The sequence below is a fragment of the Claveliimonas bilis genome, assembly GCF_030296775.1.
Classification (GTDB): Bacteria; Bacillota; Clostridia; order Lachnospirales; family Lachnospiraceae; genus Claveliimonas; species Claveliimonas bilis.
In genome coordinates, this window is record NZ_AP027742.1 from 1,711,298 (window position 1) to 1,735,758 (window position 24,461).

35 protein-coding genes are annotated in these 24,461 nt (G+C 40.4%); 28 read left to right on the forward strand and 7 right to left on the reverse strand.

Going from position 1 to position 24,461, the window contains the following annotated elements:
- Positions 1–95 precede the first annotated feature (95 nt).
- The 16 genes from R2J37_RS08370 to R2J37_RS08445 all read left to right on the forward strand — a co-directional run bounded on the left by R2J37_RS08370 (position 96) and on the right by R2J37_RS08445 (position 10,314).
- Positions 96–1,277 (forward strand): iron-containing alcohol dehydrogenase, encoded by a 1,182-nt coding sequence (locus R2J37_RS08370; RefSeq protein ID WP_316264512.1) that lies wholly within the window; start codon positions 96–98, stop codon positions 1,275–1,277.
- Positions 1,278–1,468: 191 nt separating this feature from the next.
- Positions 1,469–2,356: a sulfide/dihydroorotate dehydrogenase-like FAD/NAD-binding protein gene (locus tag R2J37_RS08375; protein ID WP_316264514.1), complete on the forward strand. Its 888-nt coding sequence runs from the start codon at positions 1,469–1,471 to the stop codon at positions 2,354–2,356.
- On the forward strand, positions 2,356–3,744 hold the full coding sequence (gltA, locus tag R2J37_RS08380; protein WP_230106236.1) for an NADPH-dependent glutamate synthase: 1,389 nt from the start codon (positions 2,356–2,358) through the stop codon (positions 3,742–3,744). Before R2J37_RS08375 ends, gltA begins: the two co-directional genes overlap by 1 nt.
- Positions 3,745–3,875: 131 nt before the next feature.
- The gene (rlmH, locus tag R2J37_RS08385; RefSeq protein WP_230106235.1) at positions 3,876–4,355 is read left to right on the forward strand and encodes a 23S rRNA (pseudouridine(1915)-N(3))-methyltransferase RlmH; all 480 of its coding nucleotides are present in this window, start codon (positions 3,876–3,878) and stop codon (positions 4,353–4,355) included.
- A gap of 463 nt (positions 4,356–4,818) precedes the next feature.
- On the forward strand, positions 4,819–4,998 hold the full coding sequence (locus R2J37_RS08390; protein ID WP_316264516.1) for a hypothetical protein: 180 nt from the start codon (positions 4,819–4,821) through the stop codon (positions 4,996–4,998).
- A gap of 39 nt (positions 4,999–5,037) precedes the next feature.
- Positions 5,038–5,490 carry a DUF3990 domain-containing protein gene (locus R2J37_RS08395; RefSeq protein WP_256194300.1) on the forward strand — a complete coding sequence of 151 codons (453 nt, stop codon included), beginning with the start codon at positions 5,038–5,040 and terminating at the stop codon, positions 5,488–5,490.
- Positions 5,487–5,957, forward strand: a complete 471-nt coding sequence (locus R2J37_RS08400) for a hypothetical protein (RefSeq protein ID WP_316264518.1) — start codon at positions 5,487–5,489, stop codon at positions 5,955–5,957. The genes R2J37_RS08395 and R2J37_RS08400 overlap by 4 nt, the downstream gene beginning before the upstream one ends.
- 277 nt (positions 5,958–6,234) lie before the next feature.
- Positions 6,235–6,618: a pyridoxamine 5'-phosphate oxidase family protein gene (locus R2J37_RS15210; protein ID WP_276535540.1), complete on the forward strand. Its 384-nt coding sequence runs from the start codon at positions 6,235–6,237 to the stop codon at positions 6,616–6,618.
- A 93-nt stretch (positions 6,619–6,711) separates the two neighbouring features.
- Positions 6,712–6,984: a hypothetical protein gene (locus R2J37_RS08410; RefSeq protein WP_230106231.1), complete on the forward strand. Its 273-nt coding sequence runs from the start codon at positions 6,712–6,714 to the stop codon at positions 6,982–6,984.
- Positions 6,968–7,246 (forward strand): DUF4160 domain-containing protein, encoded by a 279-nt coding sequence (locus R2J37_RS08415; RefSeq protein ID WP_230106230.1) that lies wholly within the window; start codon positions 6,968–6,970, stop codon positions 7,244–7,246. The genes R2J37_RS08410 and R2J37_RS08415 overlap by 17 nt, the downstream gene beginning before the upstream one ends.
- A 160-nt stretch (positions 7,247–7,406) precedes the next feature.
- The gene (locus tag R2J37_RS08420; protein WP_230106229.1) at positions 7,407–7,742 is read left to right on the forward strand and encodes a DUF3784 domain-containing protein; all 336 of its coding nucleotides are present in this window, start codon (positions 7,407–7,409) and stop codon (positions 7,740–7,742) included.
- A gap of 93 nt (positions 7,743–7,835) precedes the next feature.
- A complete protein-coding gene (locus R2J37_RS08425; protein WP_316264520.1) occupies positions 7,836–8,096 on the forward strand; it encodes a DUF4160 domain-containing protein in 261 nt (86 codons plus the stop codon).
- Positions 8,097–8,115: 19 nt separating this feature from the next.
- On the forward strand, positions 8,116–8,400 hold the full coding sequence (locus tag R2J37_RS08430; RefSeq protein ID WP_256194294.1) for a DUF2442 domain-containing protein: 285 nt from the start codon (positions 8,116–8,118) through the stop codon (positions 8,398–8,400).
- Between the two features lie 306 nt (positions 8,401–8,706).
- Positions 8,707–9,039, forward strand: a complete 333-nt coding sequence (locus tag R2J37_RS08435) for a DUF3795 domain-containing protein (protein WP_230106224.1) — start codon at positions 8,707–8,709, stop codon at positions 9,037–9,039.
- 138 nt (positions 9,040–9,177) lie between these two features.
- A complete protein-coding gene (locus R2J37_RS08440; protein WP_316264525.1) occupies positions 9,178–9,876 on the forward strand; it encodes a GNAT family N-acetyltransferase in 699 nt (232 codons plus the stop codon).
- Positions 9,877–9,939: 63 nt separating this feature from the next.
- The gene (locus R2J37_RS08445; RefSeq protein WP_316264527.1) at positions 9,940–10,314 is read left to right on the forward strand and encodes a DUF3795 domain-containing protein; all 375 of its coding nucleotides are present in this window, start codon (positions 9,940–9,942) and stop codon (positions 10,312–10,314) included.
- Between the two features lie 258 nt (positions 10,315–10,572).
- On the opposite strand, the gene R2J37_RS08450 is transcribed toward R2J37_RS08445, so the two are convergent.
- Together R2J37_RS08450 and R2J37_RS08455 are read right to left on the reverse strand one after the other, a co-directional pair.
- Positions 10,573–11,814: an IS256 family transposase gene (locus R2J37_RS08450; RefSeq protein ID WP_256194440.1), complete on the reverse strand. Its 1,242-nt coding sequence runs from the start codon at positions 11,812–11,814 to the stop codon at positions 10,573–10,575.
- Positions 11,815–11,871: 57 nt separating this feature from the next.
- Positions 11,872–12,378, reverse strand: a complete 507-nt coding sequence (locus tag R2J37_RS08455; protein ID WP_316264529.1) for a helix-turn-helix domain-containing protein — start codon at positions 12,376–12,378, stop codon at positions 11,872–11,874.
- Between the two features lie 170 nt (positions 12,379–12,548).
- Between R2J37_RS08455 and R2J37_RS08460 the strand changes: the two genes are divergently transcribed.
- The 10 genes from R2J37_RS08460 to R2J37_RS08505 all read left to right on the forward strand — a co-directional run bounded on the left by R2J37_RS08460 (position 12,549) and on the right by R2J37_RS08505 (position 18,645).
- Complete coding sequence (locus R2J37_RS08460) at positions 12,549–12,770, forward strand: DUF6442 family protein (RefSeq protein WP_316264530.1); 222 nt, start codon at positions 12,549–12,551, stop codon at positions 12,768–12,770.
- A 13-nt stretch (positions 12,771–12,783) separates the two neighbouring features.
- Complete coding sequence (locus R2J37_RS08465) at positions 12,784–12,990, forward strand: helix-turn-helix transcriptional regulator (protein WP_256194287.1); 207 nt, start codon at positions 12,784–12,786, stop codon at positions 12,988–12,990.
- 111 nt (positions 12,991–13,101) lie between these two features.
- Positions 13,102–13,410 (forward strand): DUF3788 domain-containing protein, encoded by a 309-nt coding sequence (locus R2J37_RS08470; protein ID WP_331490052.1) that lies wholly within the window; start codon positions 13,102–13,104, stop codon positions 13,408–13,410.
- A 58-nt stretch (positions 13,411–13,468) separates the two neighbouring features.
- Complete coding sequence (locus R2J37_RS08475; protein ID WP_316264533.1) at positions 13,469–14,335, forward strand: aminoglycoside 6-adenylyltransferase; 867 nt, start codon at positions 13,469–13,471, stop codon at positions 14,333–14,335.
- A 20-nt stretch (positions 14,336–14,355) separates the two neighbouring features.
- On the forward strand, positions 14,356–14,712 hold the full coding sequence (locus R2J37_RS08480; RefSeq protein ID WP_316264535.1) for a DUF2200 domain-containing protein: 357 nt from the start codon (positions 14,356–14,358) through the stop codon (positions 14,710–14,712).
- A 43-nt stretch (positions 14,713–14,755) separates the two neighbouring features.
- Entirely contained in the window at positions 14,756–15,676 is a 921-nt protein-coding gene (locus R2J37_RS08485; RefSeq protein WP_316264537.1) for an MBL fold metallo-hydrolase, read from the forward strand.
- Positions 15,645–16,013: a VOC family protein gene (locus R2J37_RS08490; RefSeq protein WP_230106212.1), complete on the forward strand. Its 369-nt coding sequence runs from the start codon at positions 15,645–15,647 to the stop codon at positions 16,011–16,013. The genes R2J37_RS08485 and R2J37_RS08490 overlap by 32 nt, the downstream gene beginning before the upstream one ends.
- A gap of 26 nt (positions 16,014–16,039) precedes the next feature.
- On the forward strand, positions 16,040–17,590 hold the full coding sequence (locus R2J37_RS08495) for a DUF975 family protein (protein WP_316264538.1): 1,551 nt from the start codon (positions 16,040–16,042) through the stop codon (positions 17,588–17,590).
- Between the two features lie 213 nt (positions 17,591–17,803).
- The gene (locus tag R2J37_RS08500; RefSeq protein WP_230106210.1) at positions 17,804–17,959 is read left to right on the forward strand and encodes a hypothetical protein; all 156 of its coding nucleotides are present in this window, start codon (positions 17,804–17,806) and stop codon (positions 17,957–17,959) included.
- A gap of 92 nt (positions 17,960–18,051) precedes the next feature.
- Positions 18,052–18,645, forward strand: a complete 594-nt coding sequence (locus R2J37_RS08505) for a 4Fe-4S dicluster domain-containing protein (RefSeq protein WP_316264539.1) — start codon at positions 18,052–18,054, stop codon at positions 18,643–18,645.
- Between the two features lie 226 nt (positions 18,646–18,871).
- Here R2J37_RS08505 and R2J37_RS08510 read toward each other — a convergent pair whose 3' ends face one another.
- The 5 genes from R2J37_RS08510 to R2J37_RS08530 all read right to left on the reverse strand — a co-directional run bounded on the left by R2J37_RS08510 (position 18,872) and on the right by R2J37_RS08530 (position 23,214).
- The gene (locus R2J37_RS08510; protein ID WP_256194440.1) at positions 18,872–20,113 is read right to left on the reverse strand and encodes an IS256 family transposase; all 1,242 of its coding nucleotides are present in this window, start codon (positions 20,111–20,113) and stop codon (positions 18,872–18,874) included.
- Between the two features lie 57 nt (positions 20,114–20,170).
- The gene (locus R2J37_RS08515) at positions 20,171–20,938 is read right to left on the reverse strand and encodes an anti-sigma-I factor RsgI family protein (RefSeq protein ID WP_316264540.1); all 768 of its coding nucleotides are present in this window, start codon (positions 20,936–20,938) and stop codon (positions 20,171–20,173) included.
- The gene (locus R2J37_RS08520) at positions 20,931–21,413 is read right to left on the reverse strand and encodes an RNA polymerase sigma factor (protein ID WP_256194277.1); all 483 of its coding nucleotides are present in this window, start codon (positions 21,411–21,413) and stop codon (positions 20,931–20,933) included. The genes R2J37_RS08515 and R2J37_RS08520 overlap by 8 nt, the downstream gene beginning before the upstream one ends.
- A 14-nt stretch (positions 21,414–21,427) precedes the next feature.
- The gene (locus R2J37_RS08525) at positions 21,428–21,751 is read right to left on the reverse strand and encodes a hypothetical protein (RefSeq protein WP_316264542.1); all 324 of its coding nucleotides are present in this window, start codon (positions 21,749–21,751) and stop codon (positions 21,428–21,430) included.
- 164 nt (positions 21,752–21,915) lie between these two features.
- Positions 21,916–23,214 carry an MFS transporter gene (locus tag R2J37_RS08530; protein WP_316264543.1) on the reverse strand — a complete coding sequence of 433 codons (1,299 nt, stop codon included), beginning with the start codon at positions 23,212–23,214 and terminating at the stop codon, positions 21,916–21,918.
- 303 nt (positions 23,215–23,517) lie between these two features.
- Between R2J37_RS08530 and R2J37_RS08535 the strand changes: the two genes are divergently transcribed.
- Both R2J37_RS08535 and R2J37_RS08540 read left to right on the forward strand, forming a co-directional pair.
- The gene (locus tag R2J37_RS08535; RefSeq protein ID WP_316264545.1) at positions 23,518–24,276 is read left to right on the forward strand and encodes an alpha/beta fold hydrolase; all 759 of its coding nucleotides are present in this window, start codon (positions 23,518–23,520) and stop codon (positions 24,274–24,276) included.
- Entirely contained in the window at positions 24,277–24,441 is a 165-nt protein-coding gene (locus tag R2J37_RS08540; protein WP_316264547.1) for a hypothetical protein, read from the forward strand.
- The last annotated feature ends 20 nt before the right edge of the window (positions 24,442–24,461 follow it).

Genomic DNA, 24,461 nt, shown 5'->3' on the forward strand with positions numbered 1-24,461 from the left:
ATACTATTGCATGTCCATAAATAGAGAGTTATAATATTGATAAATAATTAACAGGAACAACAAATTTTTATCAATCTTAAAAGGAGATGCGAAACATGAGCAGATTTTGTTTACCAAGAGATATTTATCATGGAAAAGGCAGTCTGGAAGAATTGAAAAACCTGAAAGGGAAAAAAGCCATCCTTGTTGTAGGCGGCGGATCTATGAAACGCCAGGGTTTTCTTGATAAGGCGGTTGATTATCTGAAAGAAGCAGGAATGGAAGTAGAGGTTTTTGAAGGTGTTGAGCCGGATCCTTCTGTAGAGACAGTTATGAAAGGTGCAGAAGTCATGAGAAGCTTTCAGCCGGACTGGATCGTGGCTATGGGCGGAGGTTCTCCAATTGATGCAGCAAAGGCAATGTGGGCATTTTATGAATATCCGGATACATCCTTTGAAGACTTGTGTACACCGTTTAATTTCCCGGAACTTCGTCAAAAGGCAAAGTTTGCTGCAATTCCATCCACATCGGGAACAGCTACAGAAGTTACGGCTTTCTCTGTTATTACAAATTATCAGACAGGCGTAAAGTATCCGCTTGCAGATTTTAACATTACACCGGATGTGGCTATCGTTGATCCTGATCTTGTAGCGGCACTTCCTGTAAAACAGGTGGCTTATACGGGTATGGACGCTTTGACACATGCAATTGAAGCGTATGTATCTACGTTGAACGGACCGTTCACAGATCCACTTGCTTTGCAGGCGATAGAGATGGTACTGGATTATCTGCCGGCATCCTATAATTGCAACATGGAGGCAAGAGAGCAGATGCATTATGCACAGTGTCTGGCTGGAATGGCATTTTCCAATGCACTGCTTGGTATTGTTCATTCTATGGCCCATAAAACAGGTGCAGCATTTTCAACCGGACATATTCCACATGGATGTGCCAATGCCATTTACCTGCCATATGTCATTAAGTACAATGCAAAAGATCCGGTTGCTGCAAAACGTTACGCAGAGATCGCCCGCCGCATGGGACTTGATGGAATATCTGAAAAAGCACTTATTAACAGCCTCTGTGAAAAGATTGATGAATTTAATGTTAAATTGAATATTCCAAAGACATTGAAAGAATTTGGAATTGATGAAAATGAATTTAAAGAAAAGGTGGCCAAAATCGCGGAACTGGCAGTCGGTGATGCATGTACAGGCTCCAATCCACGTTCTATTGATCCGGCTACAATGGAAAAACTGCTCACATGTACATATTACGGTGTAGAAGTTGATTTCTAAAAGCCGATAAAACATGAGGCAGGCGCTTGAGAAGGCACCTGCCTCATGTTTTGCAGTACTGAAAAGGCAGGAAGATATGTATGACTCTTCAATAGTTGCTGATTATCTTTTTGTAAATTTAGGGAAAATATTGATATTTGTTCACAATTGCATTATTATAAAATAAGTATGAATATTTAGGAGGAAGCGAGATGTACAAGATAGTAAAGGCTGAAAAACTGGCTGACAAGATTTATCTTATGGACGTGGAAGCGCCTCGTGTTGCAAGACACTGTGAGCCGGGGCAGTTTGTAATTGTAAAAATAGATGAGAAAGGGGAAAGGATTCCTCTTACCATCTGCGATTATGACAGCGAAGCAGGCACGATCACAATTGTATTCCAGTCAGTAGGAGCTTCAACAGAAAAGATGACGAATCTGAAAGCAGGCGATGCATTCCGTGATTTTACCGGGCCGCTTGGATGTCCTTCAGAGTTTGTCCACGAAGATCTGGATTCATTAAAAAATAAAAAGATGCTGTTTGTTGCAGGCGGTGTCGGAGCAGCTCCGGTATATCCGCAGGTAAAATGGCTCAAAGAGCACGGAATAGACGCTGATGTTATTGTAGGGGCAAAGACAAAGGATATGTTGATCCTTGAAGAGGAGATGAAAGCAGTTTCCGGAAATTATTATCCCTGCACAGATGACGGTTCCTATGGACATTCTGGTATGGTGACAACCATGGTAGAAGAACTGGTAAATGAAGGAAAGAAATATGACGTCTGTGTAGCTATCGGGCCTATGATCATGATGAAATTTGTCTGTCTGCTGACAAAGAAACTGGAGATTCCAACAATCGTCAGCATGAACCCGATCATGGTAGACGGTACCGGAATGTGCGGAGCCTGCCGCCTTCATGTTGGAGATGAAATTAAATTTGCCTGTGTAGACGGACCGGAGTTTGACGGACATCTGGTAAACTTTGATGAAGCGATGAAGAGACAACAGATGTATAAGACACAGGAAGGAAGAGCATTACTTAAATTACAGGAAGGCGATACCCACCATGGTGGATGTGGCCACTGCGGAGGTGATAACTAATGGCTGATATGTTAAAAAGAGTTCCTGTCAGAGAACAGGACGCAAAAGTGAGAGCAACAAATTTTGAAGAAGTATGCTATGGTTACAATAAAGAAGAAGCAATGGAGGAAGCAGCACGCTGCCTGAACTGCAAGAATGCAAAATGTATCCAGGGCTGTCCGGTTTCCATTAATATTCCGGGATTTATTTCAAAAGTAAAAGAAGGAGACATTGAAGGCGCGTATGAAGTGATCGGAGAGTCTTCCGCCCTCCCGGCTATCTGCGGTCGTGTATGTCCGCAGGAGTCACAGTGTGAGTGCAAATGTATCCGGGGAATTAAAGGAGAGCCGGTTTCTATCGGTAAACTGGAAAGATTTGTTGCAGATTATGCTCTGGAAAACGATATTAAACCGAAAAAGGCAGAAAAGCTGAACGGGCACAAAGTTGCAGTCATTGGTTCCGGCCCATCCGGACTTACCTGTGCAGGGGACCTGGCAAAGCTTGGCTACGATGTAACAGTATTCGAGGCTCTTCATGAGCTTGGCGGCGTTTTGGTATATGGTATTCCCGAATTTCGTCTCCCGAAAGAAAAAGTCGTAAAAAAGGAGATTGAAAAGGTAAAAGAACTGGGTGTGAAATTTGAGACAAACGTTGTGATCGGAAAGTCAACAACGATCGACCAGCTGATGGAAGAAGAAAATTTTGAGGCTGTCTTTATCGGGTCAGGAGCAGGCCTTCCTATGTTTATGGGCATTCCGGGAGAAACAGCAAACGGCGTATTTTCAGCCAATGAATATCTGACAAGAAGCAACTTAATGAAGGCATTTGATGATTCTTACGATACACCGATTGCAGCAGGAAAGAAAGTAGCAGTCATCGGAGGCGGAAACGTTGCTATGGATGCTGCAAGAACAGCACTTCGTCTCGGCGCTGAAGTACATATCGTGTACCGCCGAAGCGAAGCAGAGCTTCCGGCTCGAGTGGAAGAAGTTCATCATGCAAAAGAAGAAGGAGTTATTTTTGATCTTCTGACAAATCCGAAGGAAATTCTTGTGGATGAAAACGGATGGGTAAAAGGCATGAAAGTGATCAAGATGGAACTGGGAGAGCCAGACGCATCCGGAAGACGCCGTCCGGTAGAAATTCCGGGATCAGAGTATGAGATTGAAGTAGATACAGTTATCATGTCACTGGGTACTTCGCCAAATCCGTTGATTGCTTCCACGACAAAAGGTCTGGAAACCAACAGAAGAAAATGTATCGTTGCAGAAGAAGAAAACGGACAGACTTCCAAGGCATGTGTATTTGCCGGAGGAGATGCCGTAACAGGAGCAGCGACTGTTATCCTTGCTATGGGAGCCGGAAAAGCAGGAGCAAAAGGAATCCATGAACTGCTGTCACAGAAATAGACAAGATGAACTATGCAGGAAGATCCATCAAAAGGTCTTCCTGTTTTTCTCTGTATGTAAGAGCTGTTCTTACATGCAGACATAATGAAAGTACGAGTATGAAAATGCCAAAATGAAGGAGAAAAGTCCGGATGAAAATAACTATCATTTCCGTTGGAAAGATAAAAGAGAAATACCTAAAGGATGCTATTGCAGAGTACGCGAAGAGATTGGGAAAATATTGCAGACTGGAAATTATAGAAGTAGCTGATGAGAAGACGCCGGATCAGGCCAGTGAAACAGTAGAGGAAGGAATACGGGCGAAAGAAGCAGAGAGGATCTTGAAAAATATCAAAGATGATATGTATGTGATCACACTGGAAATCCAAGGAAAAATGCTGACATCAGAAGAGCTGGCGGACAAGATTGAGACGCTTGGCATCCAGGGAAAGAGCAGCATTGCTTTTGTGATCGGTGGCTCTATCGGCCTTGGTAAGGCAGTATTGGACCGTTCTGATTTCGCTTTAAGCTTTTCCAGGATGACTTTTCCGCATCAGCTGATGAGGGTAATCCTATTGGAACAGATATACAGAGGATTCAGGATCATAAATGGGGAGCCGTATCATAAGTAAGGGCGGTTTTTGCGTTTGGGTGTGATATGGTGTGAAATAATAAGGCATGTAAAACGGTTGGTAAGAGAGTGGACAGATGATGTTCTGCTCTCTTTTTACATGTGTAGAAAATAAAATGACAGGGAAATAAAGGAATGGTATAATGAAGAAAAGTGGCGCGACAGATTGGAATTTAAGGAGAAGTCGAAAATGAGGATAAATTTCCGAACGCAAATAATCGTTACTATGACTTTGGTTATTGTGGGATTTATAAGTTCTTTATAGTTGGCTAAGGATATATACTATAATCTTGCATGGGCTTTTACAGGTCTTGTTTTTTTCATTAACCCTGTATATCCTATAAATATAACAGATTTAGAACAAGAAAAAGTGAAAAAGGGAATACGAATAGCAGGAATGATTTTAGTTTTTATCGGATTAACAAATGGATTCGGTGTATAAATCCTAATTTATGGAGGAGCTAATGATGGATAAAAAAAAAGGAGTGATTTGTCCAATTGTACAGATTATATTAAGCATGATATGCCTGATTTATAATGCGATAAATCAAGAAAATATAATAATCTGGATATTATTTTTATTCTCTGGAATTTTATTGTTAAGCACGAATGTCAGTAGATACAATAAAAAAGAAGACGAGTGAGAAAATACAAATCCTAATTCGTGAAGGAGTAAAAAGTATATGATTTTATATCATGGAAGCAATGTTATAGTCCAGGAACCGCAGATCTTGGAAAATGGTTTTTACAAAGATTTCGGCTACGGATTTTATTGTACAATTTTAGAAAAGCAGGCGAAACGCTGGGCTTTGACAAAACGTAGAAGGCATATTGTAAATTTTTATGAATATTCACCCGATAAGAGCCTGAATATTAAAAAGTTTAGTGAGATGACAGAGGAATGGTTACAGTTTGTTGTAAACTGTCGGCTTGGCTTAAAACATGATTATGATGTTGTCGAGGGCCCGATGGCGGATGATACAATCTGGGATTATGTTGAGGACTATATGGCTGAACGAATTTCGAAAGAGGCGTTCTGGGAACTGGTTAAGTTTAAGTATCCGACACATCAGATTGTATTTTGTACGGAGAAAGCATTACAGACTATCAAATTCGAAGGGAGTTATTCGCTATGATAAATAAATTTTTCCCGGAAGAGCAAATAACCGAGAATGATCTTTATTTTTTATGTTATATGATAGAACGTGTAGCAAGGAAATTACATCAGAAAAACAAATATGTTGTTAATTCTATAGCGAAAGATGAGTGGGTGCGTCTGATTAGCCTGGCTAATGTACTTCACTGTGAGAATCCCCTTAAAATTGAAGATGAATGGATTGAAGAGTATAAGCTAGAAAAGGGAAAATTCGATATAACGGATGTGGATTTAGAACTTGTAGAGGAGATTCCATCAGAAACACAGATGGGCAAGGTGTATACAAGGCTGATTCTGTCAACGTTACAGCCAGAGGAAGATTATATCGATGGAATGATCCGAGTATACAATGATGAAATATGCGATACGATTGATAATTACAATAGCAGTGCATATTATGAACCGTCTTATGTAATAACAAGAGCCTATAATAATGGAGGATTTTAAAAAGCAGATAACCGCATTTGGATATGTTATGGAGAGCCGTATCATAAATAAGGACGGTTTTTCGTATTTGGTTGTAATATGGTATGAAGTAATGAATCATGAGGAGTATTTAGAAGGGAGTTGGACAGATGATGTTCCGCTCTCTTTTCGTATGGGGCAGAAAGACAATGACAGGGAAATAAACGAATGGTATAATGAAGTAAAACTAGGTCGACAAATCCTAATTGGTAAGGGAGATGACTTTGTGAAAAAATTAAGTGAAGATGTTGAAAAAATAATGGCGGAACGATTTGGAAAAGATACCATTATTGCATTGGCAACAGTAGAAAATGAGGTGCCTTTTGTACGTTATGTAAATGCTTATTATGAGAACGGTGCATTTTATATTATTACATATGCACTTTCAAATAAAATGAGGCATATGGAAAGCAACTCTACTGTTGCAATAGCTGGTGAATGGTTCACGGCACATGGAAAGAGTATCAATTTGGGATATTTCGGGAAAGAGGAAAATTATCGGATTGCCGAGAAATTAAAAAAAGTATTTTCTGAGTGGATCGACAATGGACATAATAATTTTGATGATGAGAATACTATAATTTTATGTGTAGAATTAACCGAGGGACTGTTACTTTCACATGGAACAAAGTATGAGTTTTAGTTTTCGGTTTCCGGTTTGTATGGCAGATCCTAATTGAAAATATTCTTAATGGGATATAATAGTAGCGTATAAGAAGTAGGGAGGAATGCTGATATGATGTATCCTTTTATGACATTGAACGATGAAACGGAAATTGTTCATTCTGATATGCAGGATAATGGAAGAGTTAAAGTGTATATTGAGAGACCAGATGAAAAATATGGATTTAAACATGCTGCATGCTGGCTCCCCGATTACACATGGGAAGATATTTACCATTTTTCGGAGGAAGAGATTAAGCAATTCGAAGAGATAATAAGATCAACTGCTCATCTTATTATTGAATTCTCTCAGGAAGGGGGCTTTGAGAATGCCTCAAATCTTTAGAATGGGAGAATACTGGATTTATTTCTGGACAAATGAGAATAAACCTGTTGAACCGATCCATGTACATATCGCAAAAGGAAAGCCTTCCGAAAATGCAACAAAGGTATGGATTACCAGCGCAGGGAACTGTCTGCTCTGCAATAATAATTCAAGAATACCTTCACATACGTTGCGGAATATTATGAGAATGATTGAGGCACGAAGTGCTGATATTATTCAGAAATGGTTTGCATATTTTGGAGAGATAAGTTATTATTGTTGATTTTTGTTAGACCGCACTTGAGTACGTTATAGGGAGCCATATCACAAATAAATGAGTTTTTTCGCATTTGGGTATGATATAACGTGAAGTAATAAAAATGGAAAAACAAGGTTGACAGATCGGAACTTGTCAAAGTGTTTTTATGAAAGGAGTTGAAAGTATGAATTTCTTTGAGATAGTCCTTACATTGGCAATTTCTTTGGGGGCAGTAGTATGGGGCGTGAATATTTATAATCAAAAGGGCACTTGGTTTCTTGCCGGATGGAATACAATGAGTAGAGAAGAAAAAGCAACATACAATGAGAAAGCAATATGTCATTTGTTTGGAAAATGTGTTGTTTTCTGTGGAATAGGAGCATTTCTTTTATTATATGGTAGCTTTAATCACAATGATTATATTTTATGTGTTGGACTTGGTATAATTGCAATAATGATTATTCTATCCATTATAATACCAAAGATAAATTCAAAAAAATATCGTCAGTACAAATCCTAATTTATCTGTACACAATATGATGTCTAAGCTATAATAAAATTAGTCATATGCAATATTATTAAAGAAGTATGCTCTTAAGGTAGAGGTATATGTATGCCGGAAATTGCTTTGTTTTATGGAATAAGGATTACTATGTATTATGATGACCATAATCCACCCCGCTTTTATGTGGAGTATAATGGGAAAAAGGCTCTGATCGACATAAATGATGTCTGTGTTTTGCAGGGAGCATTGCCATCAAGGCAACTGAAACTTGTGTTGGCATGGTGTGTGATCCATCAGGATGAATTAATGCAAAACTGGGAACTTGCAAAAGATGGGAAACCGTTAAACAGAATCAATCCTTTGGTTTAAATATGAAGGAGGCGCTGTAATGTTAGAATATATTCCAACTGTGGTTCAGGTAATACCGTACGAAGATTATACTGTGGATGTATATTTTGATGATGGGAAAATTGTATGCTGCCATGCAGAAAAAGATTTGTCTCCTAATATTTTTGATCGAATAAAGGCGTATCATATTTTTATGGATAAATGTGTGGTTTTAAATGGAACATTGGCATGGGATGTGGCTGGAGGAAGAAATGTAAACGAGTGCATTGATATCGATCCTCTATATTTGCACGAGTTGAAAAAAAGTAAAGAACGAATAGCATAGAATATTAAATATATAAACCGCACTTGAGTACGTTATAGGGAACCGCGTCACGAGTAAGTGTGGTTTTTCGCATTTGGATATGATATGGTGGGAAGTGATGAATCATGAAGATCAGCAGGACTTGATTTTGCACACATCGTGTTAGTTGCTTATATGCCAATTTTTCATATCGTACCATTAGAAAACGTTGGATAGAGTTTAGAGAGAGTTTGGAAACAGGCAAATCCTAATTTGAAAATAACCTTAATGGGATATCTATAATCATCCAAAGACCTGGTAATCTGGAAGTTAAGGAGGTACATAACAATGAATAAAATGATTGCATATTGTGGACTGGATTGTGAACACTGCGATGCATATCTTGCAACAATGAATGACGATCAAGAATTGAGAAAAAAGACAGCAAAGCTATGGGCTGAATTAAATAATGCACCTATCCTTCCGGAGCATATCAATTGTCAAGGTTGCCGTGTTGAAGGAGTTAAAACGGTATTTTGTGATAGTATGTGTGGTGTTCGCCAGTGTGCAATGAAAAAAGGAATCGATACTTGCGGCGACTGTTCAGAGCTGGAAAGATGTTCTATTGTTGGAGCTATCCTGGAGAATAATCCATCTGCTTTGAAGAATTTGAAAGGATAAATCCTAACTTGTGAAGGGAGTGAATAGACGATATTCCGCTTCCTGTTTGCATGAGTGAGAAAGAAAATGATAGGGAAATAAACGAATGATATAATGAAGAAAACAAGGTTGGAAGGTTAAAATTTGCAGGGAGAAAATATGATTCGACGACAGGATATAAGGGAGACGGTTTATAGATATATTGCGGAACAAATGAATTGCAGTGTACAGGATTTACATGCGGGTGAAACAGTTTTTATTGAGGATGATACGAAACCAGAGAAGTATATAAAAATTCTAAGTGTTGAAGATACAGATATTATTACGTTATCTTCAGATGTATTTCCTGATGGCATGAGGTGCCTTAATGGAAAAAGCCGGGATGAACTATATGAAAGCAATTATGTATTTGGTCAGACACTGCATTATGTTCCGGATATGAACCAAATGGAACGATTGCCTTTTGTAGAAGGATATACGTTTGAATTAGTTGGTGCCGATGAAATACGGAAACTATACGGGATAAAAGGATTTGATAATTCGTTATCATTCGATGAGGATGGTAATACTTCGACATGCATCGCCCTCTACGCTAAGAAGGATAATGATATTATTGCATTAGCAGGAGCGTCCTATGTAAATAACGAATTGCGGGAAGTTGGAATTGATGTTAAAAAGGAGTTTCGCGGGAAAAAACTGGCTTCGCTATTGGTACATAATTTGACTGTTGAAATATTGAAACAAGGGAAAATACCATTTTACAGTGTTTCAGTGACCAATATCGCATCACAGGCAGTTGCGATCCGAAGCGGTTATATGCCTTTATGGACGGATACATTTGGTGTTCGGGGGATTTAGTGATGGATTCCATTTTTTCAATAGCAGGAACAAAAATTAAAATCTGGATTTGAGAGGTGTTTTATGAAACGAGAGTTAGGAATTGCCCGCTGTGGCCTTGCCTGTTGTTTGTGCTCAGAAAATGAGACGTGTTCTGGTTGTGATTCGGGCGAATGTCCGGATAAGGATTGGTGTGAAAACAGGAAATGTTCAATTTCTAAAAGAATTGAGCATTGTTATGAATGCAAGGATACATGCACAAAAGGCTTATTAAGTAAAATAAAACCGTATGCTTTTACAGAATTTGCCAGAAGATATGGTGAGGATTACCTTTTGGACTGCCTTGAAAGAAATGAGAAGAAAGGTGTGATTTATCATCGTGAAGGTATAAATGGTGATTATGATGATTTCGATGACGTGGATGCACTGATAGAATATATAAAAACCGGATATAGATAAATTTGGATTTGGAGGAACTGTTCAGTTCCTCCTTATTTTATGTCTTAATGTTATCAGAACCTGAGTTCATTCTTTCTTCCGTGTTAAGAAAATTCCAATAAGAGACTGTGAAGAAAAGTCTGTAAATAAGATTCTTCTATGATAAGAATGGGTGAAAGGCTTAAAAAATAAGCTTTTCACCTTTGTTTTATATATACCATCTGGCCGATGGCGTGTCAATAACAGGCGGCTTTTCCGCCTTCGTTAACCTGAATATTTTTAGTCCGGCAGCCTGCCTTCATACATGATACTCAGCTCGCCATATACCTGGCCCCAGTTCCGGATGGTAGTAGTCCATCTTTTGGTGGCTTCGAAGGTAGCGAGATATAGGGCTTTCAGCAGCGCCGTATCGCTCGGAAAAACGCTTCTCTGCTGGTTCAGTCTCCGATAGGTGGAGTTTAACGATTCTATCGCATTTGTCGTATATATGACCTTCCGGACAGCTGCTGAAAACTTGAAAATCGGAGAAATCGCATCCCAGTTATCCTTCCAGCGCTTCATGGAATTCGGGTATTTTGGCGTCCATTTCTCTGTTACCCGGTCAAGGGCTGCCAGGGCTTTCTTTTCGTCGGCCGCCTGATAGATGGTTTTCAAATCCGTTGCGAAGGCTTTCCTGTCTTTATCCGGAACATACTTCAGGGTGTTTCTTACCTGATGGACAATACAGCGTTGATACTCTGTTTTCGGAAAGGAGGCTGCAATGGCTTCTTTGATCCCGGTCAGACCATCAGCACAGAGAATCAAGATATCTTTTACACCGCGGTTTTTCAGCTCATTCAGAACGGACAGCCAGTATTTAGAGCTTTCGTTATCTCCAACCTGAATGGTAAGAACTTCCTTCTTTCCTTCCGTATTGATCCCTAAGATCACATATGCCGCCAGTTTGCGGATCACTCCATTATCCCGGACTGAATAGTGGATCGCATCGATAAAGAGGATTGGATATACTTCATCCAGAGGGCGGTTCTGCCAGTCCTCTATCTGTGGAAGGATTTTATCCGTCACATCAGAGATAAAACCCTCTGAAGTTTCAAAACCATAAATATCCTCTATGGTTTCAGAAATCTGTCTGGTTGTCATTCCTTTGGCATACATGGATATGATCTTCTGATCGATATCAGAGATATCTTTCTGGCGCTTTTTGACCACCTGTGGCTGGAAAGTTGATTTGCGGTCCTGTGGAACCTCAATCTCCATAGAGCCATAGCTGCTGTTTATACGTTTACGTTTGTAACCATTCCGGTAATCATCATTATCTGAACGCTCAGATTTTTCGTACCCAAGATGATCCTCCATTTCTGCTTCCATCATTTCTTTGATTGTTCCGCCAAGTAAATCCTTGAGAGCATCCTGAATATCTTCGGCTGTCTGAATATCGTATTCTTCCAGTAGCTGATGGATAATGTTACGTTTCCCTTCTGTCATTTGTACTCGATGGACAGGTTTCTTCTGTTTTGCCATAATAAAAGGCCCTCCTATGAATTAGATTTTATCATAGAAGAACCTTTGATGACATATTTACAGAAAAAGTTTCACACCGCCTCCAATAATTGCAATAATAAAGATAATCGGTGCTATTCTGACAAACAACCATTCAAATGAGTGAAATGCCACTCCAAGAACAGCAGTTTCAGGGTTACTATAATCCCAACCTAAATAAGGACTATTTAATATTATAAAGCCTGCAAAAACCATTACTATGATTGTACATAATGAAATAAGCAGCCAACGAATAATTTTTCTTCTCATGTTTTTTCTCTGCGCCAGTTGCCAATTGATTGCTTCCAGTTTTTCGGAAAGAGCTTTTATGTTATCAACCTCTGTTTCAATAACAGTTTCTCCAAGCAACGTGCTCACAGGTGTTTCAAGCGCTTCTGATATGGAGATTAACATATCAGAATCAGGAACCGACAATCCTTGCTCCCATTTAGAAACAGTTTGCCGCACGACGTTCAGCTTGACAGCAAGATCCTGCTGCGAAAGTCCTTTTGACTTTCTGATTGCTTTAATGTTTTCATTAAGCATTAGGGATGCCCCCTTTCTTGTTATCGTTACCATTATTGTAGTATGAATTGCCCATTGCCACAAGCAACGTATCTTAACATTTTTAGAAAAACTATCGACAAGTGTACTTGGCAATGTTATGATGAAGATACGACAAGAAAACTTGGCAATTTGATTTGGAGGCTTCCATTATGAACAAGGATGAAATTTTAGCAAAAAGCAGAGCGGAAAATAGAAATAAGGACGTATACGAGCAAGAAGTTATAAAGCAGGCAAGTCAAAAGGCAGTTGTGGTTCAGATGGCTTTGGCGACGCTCTTTTTCGCGATACAGATAATTGCCTATACGATATTGGTATTCGTAATGTCCGGATGCTATATTTATGACCTGAGCGTATCTTCCACAATTTTGTAGGGCGGTGGAAAATATGGATGACAAGCTGATATTAAAAAATCGCCTTAAAGAAACACGGATGGAATTGAAATTATCACAGAAGCGGCTGGCAGATATGGTTGGCGTGTCTCGGAACACGATCAGCTCCATTGAAACAGGACAGTTCAATCCTACAGCGAAACTGGCGCTGATTCTCTGTATTGCATTGGACAAAAAGTTTGAAGATTTGTTTTACTTTTGAATATGCTTGTAGACAGGCATTATTGTAAATTGTGTGTTCCTATTCTTTGATTTGGATTTGAGATATTGTTTCGGATAGGAGTTATGCTGGGCTATTGATGAGAAATACGAAATGGAACGACTATGGAATACCGGTGGTAAGAAGTGGACTTACGAGTACAAATATCGTAGAGGCGGTAAAACTCTTTGCTGTCTATATGCAAAAAGTAATTGCGTTGGTTTCCTGATTATTTTTGGAAAGGATGAAAGAACCAAATTTGAAGCTATAAGAGGCAGTCTTTCTGATGCTGTTTGCAGAAAATATGATGAAGCAGAAACCTATCACGATGGAAAATGGGTAATGTTTGAACCGAACAATACCGATGAGTTCGATGATTATATTAAATTGTTAGCTATGAAAAGAAAGCCAAATCGGAAATGACAATTCCAGTTTAACAGCTTGAGACTTTAGAATAGGACGGATTTGAGGGAGGTTATATATGCGCACAGAGAAAGAGATGTTTGATATCATTATCGATACAGCCAGGTCGGATGACCGTGTGCTGGCAGGATATCTGAAAGGTTCAAGGGCAAATCCCAATGTCCCCAGGGATATTTATCAGGATTTTGATATTATGTATGTAGTGAAAGAGACAGAAAGTTTTCGCGCTGATACGTCGTGGATGAATCCATTTGGAAAAGTTATTCTGAAACAGGAGCAGGATGATGCGTATGGTTATGGAGAACGTTTTGGCCTGTGCAGCCATTATGATAAAACCTATTCCTGGCTGCTGATATTTGAAGATGGAAACCGCATTGATATCGGTGTTGAAACTTTGGAAACTATGAAAGAGGGGAGCAACAGAAATAAACTGTTCCTTCCGCTTATAGATAAAACAGGATGTCTTCCCCAGCTGCCTCCGCCTACAGACGAGGAATTTTACGTCAGAAAACCCACAGAAGCGCAATTTCAGGGATGCTGTAATGAATTTTTCTGGTCGCTCTGTGATGTTGTAAAAGGAATCCTTAGAGATGAACTTCCTTTTGCTATGACAACTTATTATGCGCAGCCGCACCATATGCTTGAAGTCATGCTGGGATGGTATATCGGGAGTAAGACAGACTATTCGGTTTCCTGTGGAAAACAGAATAAATATTTTAAACAATATCTTCCGGAAAATGTTTATCTGCTATACGAGAAGACTTTCCCTGACAGCAGCTATGAACATTTCAAGGCGGCCATTAAAACTTTATGCAGACTGTTTCGTGAAATGGCAGTGCTGATTGCCGAGAGCCTTGGATGCACATATCCGGAGGAATTTGAGCAGGGATTTATGAAGTATACGAAAGCGGTTAGTAGTGATTGAGGAAAGGATGGATCTGATGCATGGACAATGAAAAAGTTTATAAAATGGAATTTGCGAAAATTTATCCTCTTTTGGTAAACAAGGCTGTCAGAAAAGGACGGTCGAAAGAGGAAGTAGACGAGATCATCTGTTGGCTTACAGGATATAAACCGGAAGACTTGGAAAGGATGGCTTCAACATCTGTTAATTATGAAGAGTTTTTCAACAGTGCTCCGGAAATGAACGAAAATAGAAAACGGATCAAAGGTGTTGTCTGTGGAATACGGGTAGAAGATATCAAAGAACCTCTTATGCAAGAAATTCGATATTTGGATAAATTGATCGATGAACTGGCAAAAGGGAAGAAGCTGGATAAAATTTTGCGGATAAGGGAATAAAGGAATTGGAACTCTCTGTTACGAGAGCAACGGAGGTGAGATAATGTACGAATTAATACAATTGTCAGAGCATGATTACTATATTGACTGCCCGGCCAAAATCGGACTGATAAAAGCAAGCGATAATGAAGTTGTACTGATTGATAGCGGTAATGATAAAGATGCTGGAAAAAAGGTCTGCCGCATCCTGGAATCAAAAGGCTGGAATCTGAAAGCAATTTTTAACACGCATTCTCATGCAGACCATATTGGCGGAAATTACTTTTTACAGAAGAAAACCGGGTGTAAGATTTACGCAAAAGACATGGAATATATTTATTCCAATATGCCTGTATTGGAACCGATCGGCCTTTATGGCGGCCGTCCTTTCAAAGAATTGAAGAATAAGTTTCTTATGGCGCAGGGAAGCAATGTGCTTCCTCTTACAAGCGATATTCTGCCTGAATATATGGAGCTTTTGGAATTGCCGGGCCACTGCTTCGACATGGTTGGTTTTCGGACTAAGGACGGAACAGCTTATATTGCGGACAGTGTATCTTCAGAGGAAACACTTGGGAAATATGGCGTCAGTTATCTTTGGGATCCTGAAAAGACGCTGCAGACGTTGGAATATATTCAGACATTGGATGTGGCGCGCTTTGTACCATCCCATGCTCCTGTCATGACGGATATCAGGGAACTGGCACAGTTTAACCGCAGAGCAATTACAGAAATCAAAGGGAAAATCAGGGAACTGTGTAATACGCCGATTACATTTGAAGTGCTGCTGAAGAATATTTTCGATGCATATGATCTTCAGATGTCAGCGCAGCAGTATGCGCTTATTGGCAGTACGATCCGTTCCTATCTCTCAAATATGTATGAAGAAAAAGAAATTTTTTTCAGTTTTAAAGATAATCAGATGATCTGGCAGACAGTATTGGAGGAGAAAGATGAAATTAAAAAATATATTGATCGTTGTTAAGGATATCGAAAAATCAAAGAAGTTTTATCATGATCTGTTTGGATTGGATATGGTGCTTGATAATGGTGGCAATATGATTTTAACGGAAGGTCTTGTGCTTCAGGATGAAAAAATCTGGAAAAATTTTTTGAAAAAGGAGGTTATTCCGGAGAACAATTCCTGTGAATTGTATTTTGAAGAACATGATATAGATGCATTTGCTCAAAAACTTGAAAAATTATATCCATTAACAAAATATGTCAGCGAACTTATGACCCATGACTGGGGACAGAAAGTGATTCGTTTTTATGATCCGGACGGTAACCTGATTGAAGTAGGGACGCCGATGCAGTCATAGTGGAAGATAAGAATTGAGGGGGAACTATGTGGAATCGAAAGAACTTAAAGAAAAATGGGAAAAAAAACCTGAAGAAAAATTATTGGAGAATTTTGGGAATCAGTCTTCTTGTTGCCTTTATCGCAAGTGGTATGAAAGTAACGCATCAGGTGGACAATGCGGCGATGTATTTCGTAGGAGGCAGATTTGACCTTCCAAGTAATGCGCAGATTGTAAATGACTGGTATTTCAGTATAAGAGAATCAGATGCCCCGCAGAACAATCAGGTGCTTGAATTTCTGGGAGAACACTATACTCCAAAAAAGGGAGCGCTGGCACATATCTATAATCGCATGACAGAAGAAAAATCAGCACTATATGGGTTTATTAATGCAATGAACGACTTTATTTTTAAGGATAAAGCGACAGAAGGTATGATTATTCTTGCAGGCGTTTTTCTGATGATCTTATTCCTTGCGCTGGTCAGCAATGTGCTTGCAGTTGGGCAGTGTCGTTTCCTTTTGGAAAACCGTACATACAGACAAAGTAAAATGGGAAGGCTGGCATTTCCGTGGAGGGTAAAACGATGGAAGGCAACCGCCTTCACCATGTTTGAGAGATCCTTTTTGATCTTTCTGTGGGACTTGACGATCATCGGGGGAATCATCAAGAGATATTCTTACAAAATGATTCCTTACATTCTTGCAGAAAATCCGGATATCGGACATAAGGAAGCCTTTGCATTGTCAAAAAGGATGATGAAAGGGAATAAGATGCGGGGATTTCTGCTTGATTTTTCTTTTCTGGGGTGGCGGATACTGAGTGCTTTCACATTAGGTATTCTGGGGTATGTATGGATCAAGCCATACACAGAAACTGTGTGGGCGGAGGTTTATGCTGCTCTCAGGCAAGAAGCGCTGGAACAGGGATACAGCGGAGCGGAGTATTTAAATGATAAGCTTTTGTTTGAAGAATCTGATGCTGAAGAGTATCCGGTAGAATTGTACCCGCTTTATAATCCTGAGACTAAAACCTGGATCCGGATCAATTACCGAAGAAAATATACAGTCTGTTCATTGATTCTGATGTTTTTTTCCTTTTCAGTAATCGGATGGCTCTGGGAAGTTTCGCTCCACTTATTCGGGGATGGAGTGTTCGTCAACCGGGGATTTTTCCACGGACCATGGCTTCCGATTTATGGAGCCGGCGGTGTTTTGATCGTAGCTTTGTTAAAGCGCTTTCTAGATAAACCGCTTATTTTGTTCTTGTTGACAATGGTTGTCTGCGGAATAGTTGAATATACTGCGGGATTTATTCTTTGGGAGACAAAACACATGTACTGGTGGAACTATTCCGGATATTTTCTTAATCTGCACGGAAGGATATGTGCGGAAGGGCTGATTGTTTTCGGATTGGGCGGATGTGCATTTATATATATAATCGCGCCGTTCTTTGATGAGATTTTCAAGAAAATTCCACGCCGTGCGGCAATTATTTTATGTGTGATCCTGTTAAGTGTTTTTGCGGCAGACAGTGTTTACTCAGCTGTTTATCCTAACAGCGGAGCCGGAATCACGGATTATGAGAATCACGGATAAGGTTTTTTGATTTGTGCGGAAAGAGATTTAACAGTATTTTTATGGAATTTTTCTTTTGATCCGGATGCTGTACCGGAAAAGATATATGAATCACTATACAGGGCTGGAGGAAGATTTTGCACTGAAATTGGCGGAAGAAGTGCCCTGTATCAGCAGGGAAGATGCCGAAAAACTGATTTAAATCACCACATAATATATAGGAGGGAATTTGAAATGGACTATCGAAAACTGCCTCATGGAGAGGAAGAAATCAGTGTAATCGGACTGGGTACCAGTTCTATTGGCGCTGCCGGTGATAAGGAAATTGAAGCGGTAATGACACTGGCACTGGAAAAAGGAATCAATTATTTTGATCAAGCGCTCTGTTGACTGGCAGCTTAATGCTCTGAAAACAGACTATCGGACTTTCTTCCCATACGCCCAGCGTGGTGTACGAGGTGTTAGATTCAGGAATTTTGGATATGCTGATGTTCAGTATCAATCCTGCCTATGATTATCAAAAAGAAGGCGATTATGCCATTGGAGGTGTGAATGAAAGACCAAATCTTTACCGTCGCTGTGAGAGTGAGGGAGTTGGAATTTCAGTTATGAAAGCTTTTGCCGGCGGACAGCTGCTGAATGCAAAGACTTCCCCATTTGGCAAAGCTTTGACAGAGTACCAGTGTATTCAGTATGCGCTGGATAAACCAGGCGTTATTACAGTACTGCCAGGGGTGAGAAGTTGTCAGGATTTAAGACGTATCTTGGGATTTACTGATGCTTTACCAAAAGAAAAGGATTACTCGATTTTGGGAACATTTGCGCCGCAGGAAGCAAAAGGGGCATGTGTGTATTGCAATCACTGCCAGCCATGTCCTGCCGGACTGGATGTGGGGCTTATTAATAAATATTATGATCTGGCGCTGACCGGAGATGATCTGGCCAAATACCATTATGTAAGTCTTAATAAAAAGGCGAAAGACTGTATACAATGTGGACACTGTGATTCCCGTTGTCCGTTCCATGTTAGCCAAGTGGAGAGGATGGAAAAGATCAGAGAGTATTTTGGAGAATGATTCGTCATTCCACTCCCCAAAGGGACGGAACTTACTGTGTGTTCCGTCCCTTTGCGCCGCGGTGCCTGCGAGACTGTGAAGAAAAGTCTGTAAATAAGATTCTTCTATGATAAGAATGGGTGAAAGGCTTAAAAAATAAGCTTTTCACCTTTGTTTTATATATACCATCTGGCCGATGGCGTGTCAATAACAGGCGGCTTTTCCGCCTTCGTTAACCTGAATATTTTTAGTCCGGCAGCCTGCCTTCATACATGATACTCAGCTCGCCATATACCTGGCCCCAGTTCCGGATGGTAGTAGTCCATCTTTTGGTGGCTTCGAAGGTAGCGAGATATAGGGCTTTCAGCAGCGCCGTATCGCTCGGAAAAACGCTTCTCTGCTGGTTCAGTCTCCGATAGGTGGAGTTTAACGATTCTATCGCATTTGTCGTATATATGACCTTCCGGACAGCTGCTGAAAACTTGAAAATCGGAGAAATCGCATCCCAGTTATCCTTCCAGCGCTTCATGGAATTCGGGTATTTTGGCGTCCATTTCTCTGTTACCCGGTCAAGGGCTGCCAGGGCTTTCTTTTCGTCGGCCGCCTGATAGATGGTTTTCAAATCCGTTGCGAAGGCTTTCCTGTCTTTATCCGGAACATACTTCAGGGTGTTTCTTACCTGATGGACAATACAGCGTTGATACTCTGTTTTCGGAAAGGAGGCTGCAATGGCTTCTTTGATCCCGGTCAGACCATCAGCACAGAGAATCAAGATATCTTTTACACCGCGGTTTTTCAGCTCATTCAGAACGGACAGCCAGTATTTAGAGCTTTCGTTATCTCCAACCTGAATGGTAAGAACTTCCTTCTTTCCTTCCGTATTGATCCCTAAGATCACATATGCCGCCAGTTTGCGGATCACTCCATTATCCCGGACTGAATAGTGGATCGCATCGATAAAGAGGATTGGATATACTTCATCCAGAGGGCGGTTCTGCCAGTCCTCTATCTGTGGAAGGATTTTATCCGTCACATCAGAGATAAAACCCTCTGAAGTTTCAAAACCATAAATATCCTCTATGGTTTCAGAAATCTGTCTGGTTGTCATTCCTTTGGCATACATGGATATGATCTTCTGATCGATATCAGAGATATCTTTCTGGCGCTTTTTGACCACCTGTGGCTGGAAAGTTGATTTGCGGTCCTGTGGAACCTCAATCTCCATAGAGCCATAGCTGCTGTTTATACGTTTACGTTTGTAACCATTCCGGTAATCATCATTATCTGAACGCTCAGATTTTTCGTACCCAAGATGATCCTCCATTTCTGCTTCCATCATTTCTTTGATTGTTCCGCCAAGTAAATCCTTGAGAGCATCCTGAATATCTTCGGCTGTCTGAATATCGTATTCTTCCAGTAGCTGATGGATAATGTTACGTTTCCCTTCTGTCATTTGTACTCGATGGACAGGTTTCTTCTGTTTTGCCATAATAAAAGGCCCTCCTATGAATTAGATTTTATCATAGAAGAACCTTTGATGACATATTTACAGAAAAAGTTTCACACCGCCGTGCCTGCTGCCGTTTCCGGAATGATTCTCACGGCCCGTCCCGGTATTCTTTCTGCTATTTTCTCCATTATCGTCTACATTGCCCGATAATTGGCTGATCCGCTCTCTGATCTCGCGCATTGTCATGCTCTGGATTTCTTCAACGGTAATTGTGGGATCAAGCTTTTGCAGCTCTAAAAATGCTTTGTATTTTCCATAGGAAAGACCGCTTTCATGCGCTTTTTCCACTTCTTCCGAATGAGTATAATAACAATAGGTATTGTCTCTTCCAGCTGTACAGGACTGCATATTGGAAAGGACCTCTTCGGATTGTAAGTTGTCTGTTCCGACAACGGCAATCGTCATGACTTCATCATTCTCCAATAATGTCAGTATTTCTTCACTGTCTATGATCCTGTTTACCGCTTCTGAATAATCCATAAATTTTATATCAAGAGAATCCGTTAATTTATCCCCGTCATCATTGTAACTTTCAAAAGAAATGATGCGGTTGAAGCGGTTCACGCCTAATTCCACAGAGGGATTGATGTCTATGCTGATCTGCACTGTAGGAGTAAAATAGAGCCAGTACCCGCCGATCAGAAGGAAGGCGACGCACGCAAAAGCCGATGCCAGGTATTTGAAATTAGCAGTCTTTGCCTGTTTGTATCCTTTTGTCTTTTGGAAGATAAAATCTTTTGTTTTGTCTTTTAATTCGTTTTCTGCCTGTACCTGATCAAAGGCTTGCCGGATTTTATCATTCATATTCCTCACCTCCCAGCTTTTCTCGAAGCATTTGCCTGGAACGGGTCAGGAGCGTATAAATCGTATTTACCTTTTTCCCCAGAATCTGACTGATTTCCGGAGCAGTGCAGCCCTCATAGTAATGTAAATATACAACCTCTCTGTATTTTTGCGGAAGTGATAATACGGCCTCCAAAACTTCTCTGTGATCCTCCTGCATTTCTGTGGAATGTTCCCAAATTTCATCCAGTGATGTGACATGACTGTGAAAAAAATTTCTGAGCAGATCTTTACACGCATTGATTGTAACACGAATGAACCATGCTTTCTCGTGTTCTTCATTTTCAAAGGCAGCCGAACTGAGGACATATTTTAAAAATACCGTCTGAAATATATCCTCGGTATCAGCATAATTTTTCAAATGTATCATACAAAGCCGCCGAACCATATCAGAGTACTGTTCGATAGCTCTGGTTACCTCTTGCTCACTCCGCATTGAATTGTCCCCTGCTATTTGTTATGACAGCCGCGAAATCCTCTTCCATGTTTTGCGCCATAGTTGTCACAGATTCCATCTCCATCGGCGTCAATAAAATTTTCATTACATTTTTCACGGCAAAGCTGATTTTTGCCGCTGTTGTCGCAAATTCCATCATTATCTGCGTCAATATAGCGGCAGGCGTTTCCTATATAGCGGCAAACGCCGTCACCACCAGTATTTACAGGATTCTTTCCATATTCCGCTCCAGCCGCAAATGTGCTTGCCGTTCCAAGTGTCAGCACAGCTGCTGCCGTTAAAATACCCACGACTGTTCTGTTCATTTTCCGCTTCATTCTTAATTCCTCCTACCTTATTTATTTAAGATATATCTTACCTGTTTCACTTATAATACGACTGGAAGAACAGAATCCATTCATTTTTTGATAATTTATTTTGGTTTATTATAGCATATTATTTCGAGGAAGCAGGAGTTTCTGTCCCTTTCTCTTTGCTCGATTTAATTTTCAGGATAATCTGTATATGTATAATTTTGAAGAATACGCCCAAATATCAAACATATGATAACGCCAGTAATTCCCAGAAGGAAGAGCATAAACGCTGCACCGGATCCTTTGCCTGTTCCAAACAGACGGGCGGCCAAACTACCGACAGCGACAGAACGCATCAGAGGCTCACACACCTTATCTACCATGCCGCCTCCTACAAACAGCCCTATAGGAATGGTAAAAAACTGCAGAGTGTTTCTGCAGGAATAAACCCGTCCCTGCATTTCCAGAGGAATGGATGTCCTTAGGATAACATCAAGATTCGCATTCATTACAGGAACGAAAAACCATCCAATCAGTTGCCCAAGACACCATAAAATCGGCGAATCAGAAAATGACAAAAGGAAATTCTCTGTCCCAAGAGAAAACAGCATCGTAAGGTAGATTACCCGGATGCGGTTCTTTGGAGCGGGGAGAAGTACAGTTGCCAGACTTCCGACTAAAGTTGCGATTCCGGCACAGGAACTGACGATTCCAAGAATGGCCTCGCCGCCGTTTGCTTTAGGAAGAATCAAAGCTGGAAGAACTGCATCAAAAGCGGATGCAACAAAATTGATTCCTGCAAGAAACAGTATCAATGTAAGAATGAGCCGGTTATTGTTTAAATAGCTAAGACCTGACCTGACAGTTTCTATAAAAGATTCTTTCTTGGCGAAATCTCTTTCTTGACCGGAAGGAATATTTACCTTAAAAAGAAGTGCCAGAAAGGCAATTGCAAAAGTAGTCAGATCAATAGAAATTACTGCCTCCATTCCCAGAAGGGAGAATACGGCTGTGGCAAGCACAGGATTAAAAATTGTAATCAGGGAATTGGAAAGAGATTTCAGTCCGCTTGCCTTTTGATAATATTTGTCCGGTATAATTATTGTCATTGCCACATCGCTGGCTGGCTGCTGTACTGAATTCATCAGACCGCTAACGGCATTTAAGAGATACATGTGAACCGGTTGAAGAAGTTCTGCTTTCAGGAGAAAGAGAACTATTACACTACAGCAGGCGGCAAAAGTATCACATGCCAACATAATTTTTTTCTTGTTCCAACGGTCGCTGAAAGCACCGGCAAAGATACTTGTAGCAACATAGGGGGCATAGGAACAAATGGACAGAAGAGCTGTTTGGAGTGCGGATCCTGTCTTCTGATACAACCACAGAGTCAACGCAAAACCTGTCATGGAACTGCCGAGCTGAGACAGTGACTGTGTACTCCACAAAATTAGAAATGTTTTTAAATCTGTTATTAAATTTTTCATTGTTATACTTTGCTCCTTTGATGTTTTATTTTCAAATATTTTGTGAGAGAAATATGGACATCAAAAAGCAAAGTCTGAGGACAGGTCGTTTCAGACCATACGCGCAGCAATTTTGTTTTTTAAGCATTATGACTGCGCTGCCTCTCCATGCAACGTCCTCAGACTTTGCATGGAGCGATTGCAATACATAACATTGTCAAATACCTCCGGATCTTATATACTAATGATAGTATATGCTGGGCTGCAGATTCCTGTCAACTGGAGGAGGAAAGGGAAAATGTAAATATGAAAGGAGGCAGGTAAATGGCATATTTTGAATATCGCGGAAAATCTGTTTATTATGGAGAATACGGTCAGGGAACACCTCTTATTTTTCTGCATGGAAATACCGCTTCTTCCAAAATGTTTGAGCTTCTTATGCCATTATATTCAGAAAAATTCCGGTGCATATTAATTGATTTTCTGGGGAATGGGAAGTCTGACAGAATAGAAAAATTTTCACCGGATATGTGGTTTGATGAAGCAATGCAGACCATTGCACTTGTGGAATATTTGCATTTGCGCGGTGCCAGTCTGGCAGGAACCAGCGGAGGGGCGTGGGCAGCCATGAATGCGGCGTTAGAGCGTCCGGATTTATTTGACAGAATTGTAGCGGACAGTTTTGACGGCCGGACACTCAATGAACATTTTGCAGATAATCTTTTGAAAGAAAGAGAAGGAGCAAAAGCAGATCTTCAGGCCAGACAGTTCTATGAATGGTGCCAGGGAGCGGACTGGGAAAAAGTAGTCGATCTTGATACAGAGGCGCTGCTTCAGTGCGCAAAGGAAAAGACTCCTTTGTATCGGAAATCATTGGAAGAGCTGAAAGTTCCTGTCTTGTTTTTAGGAAGCAGGGAAGACGAGATGTGCCGGGAAAATTTAGAACAGGAGTATAAAGAAATGGCGGCTTCTATTCCGGAGGCGTCTGTTTATATGTTTCCCCATGGCGGGCATCCTGCCATAGCCTCAAACGCCGAAGAAGCAGCCGGAGTTATCGAGACTTTTTTAAAAGGGGGAAAATAAATGAAACTATTTTTTAATACCTTATCGGTTATCATGCTCGTTCTTTTGGTTATATGTGCGGTGCTGTATTTTATAAAAGGAGTTTTCCTGCCCGTCAGCGGCATGATGCTGATCTTGTTTATCATTGCTGTGGCAGGTACCCAAAAGTACAGAGACAAGAAATAAAATAATATCTCATAGATACG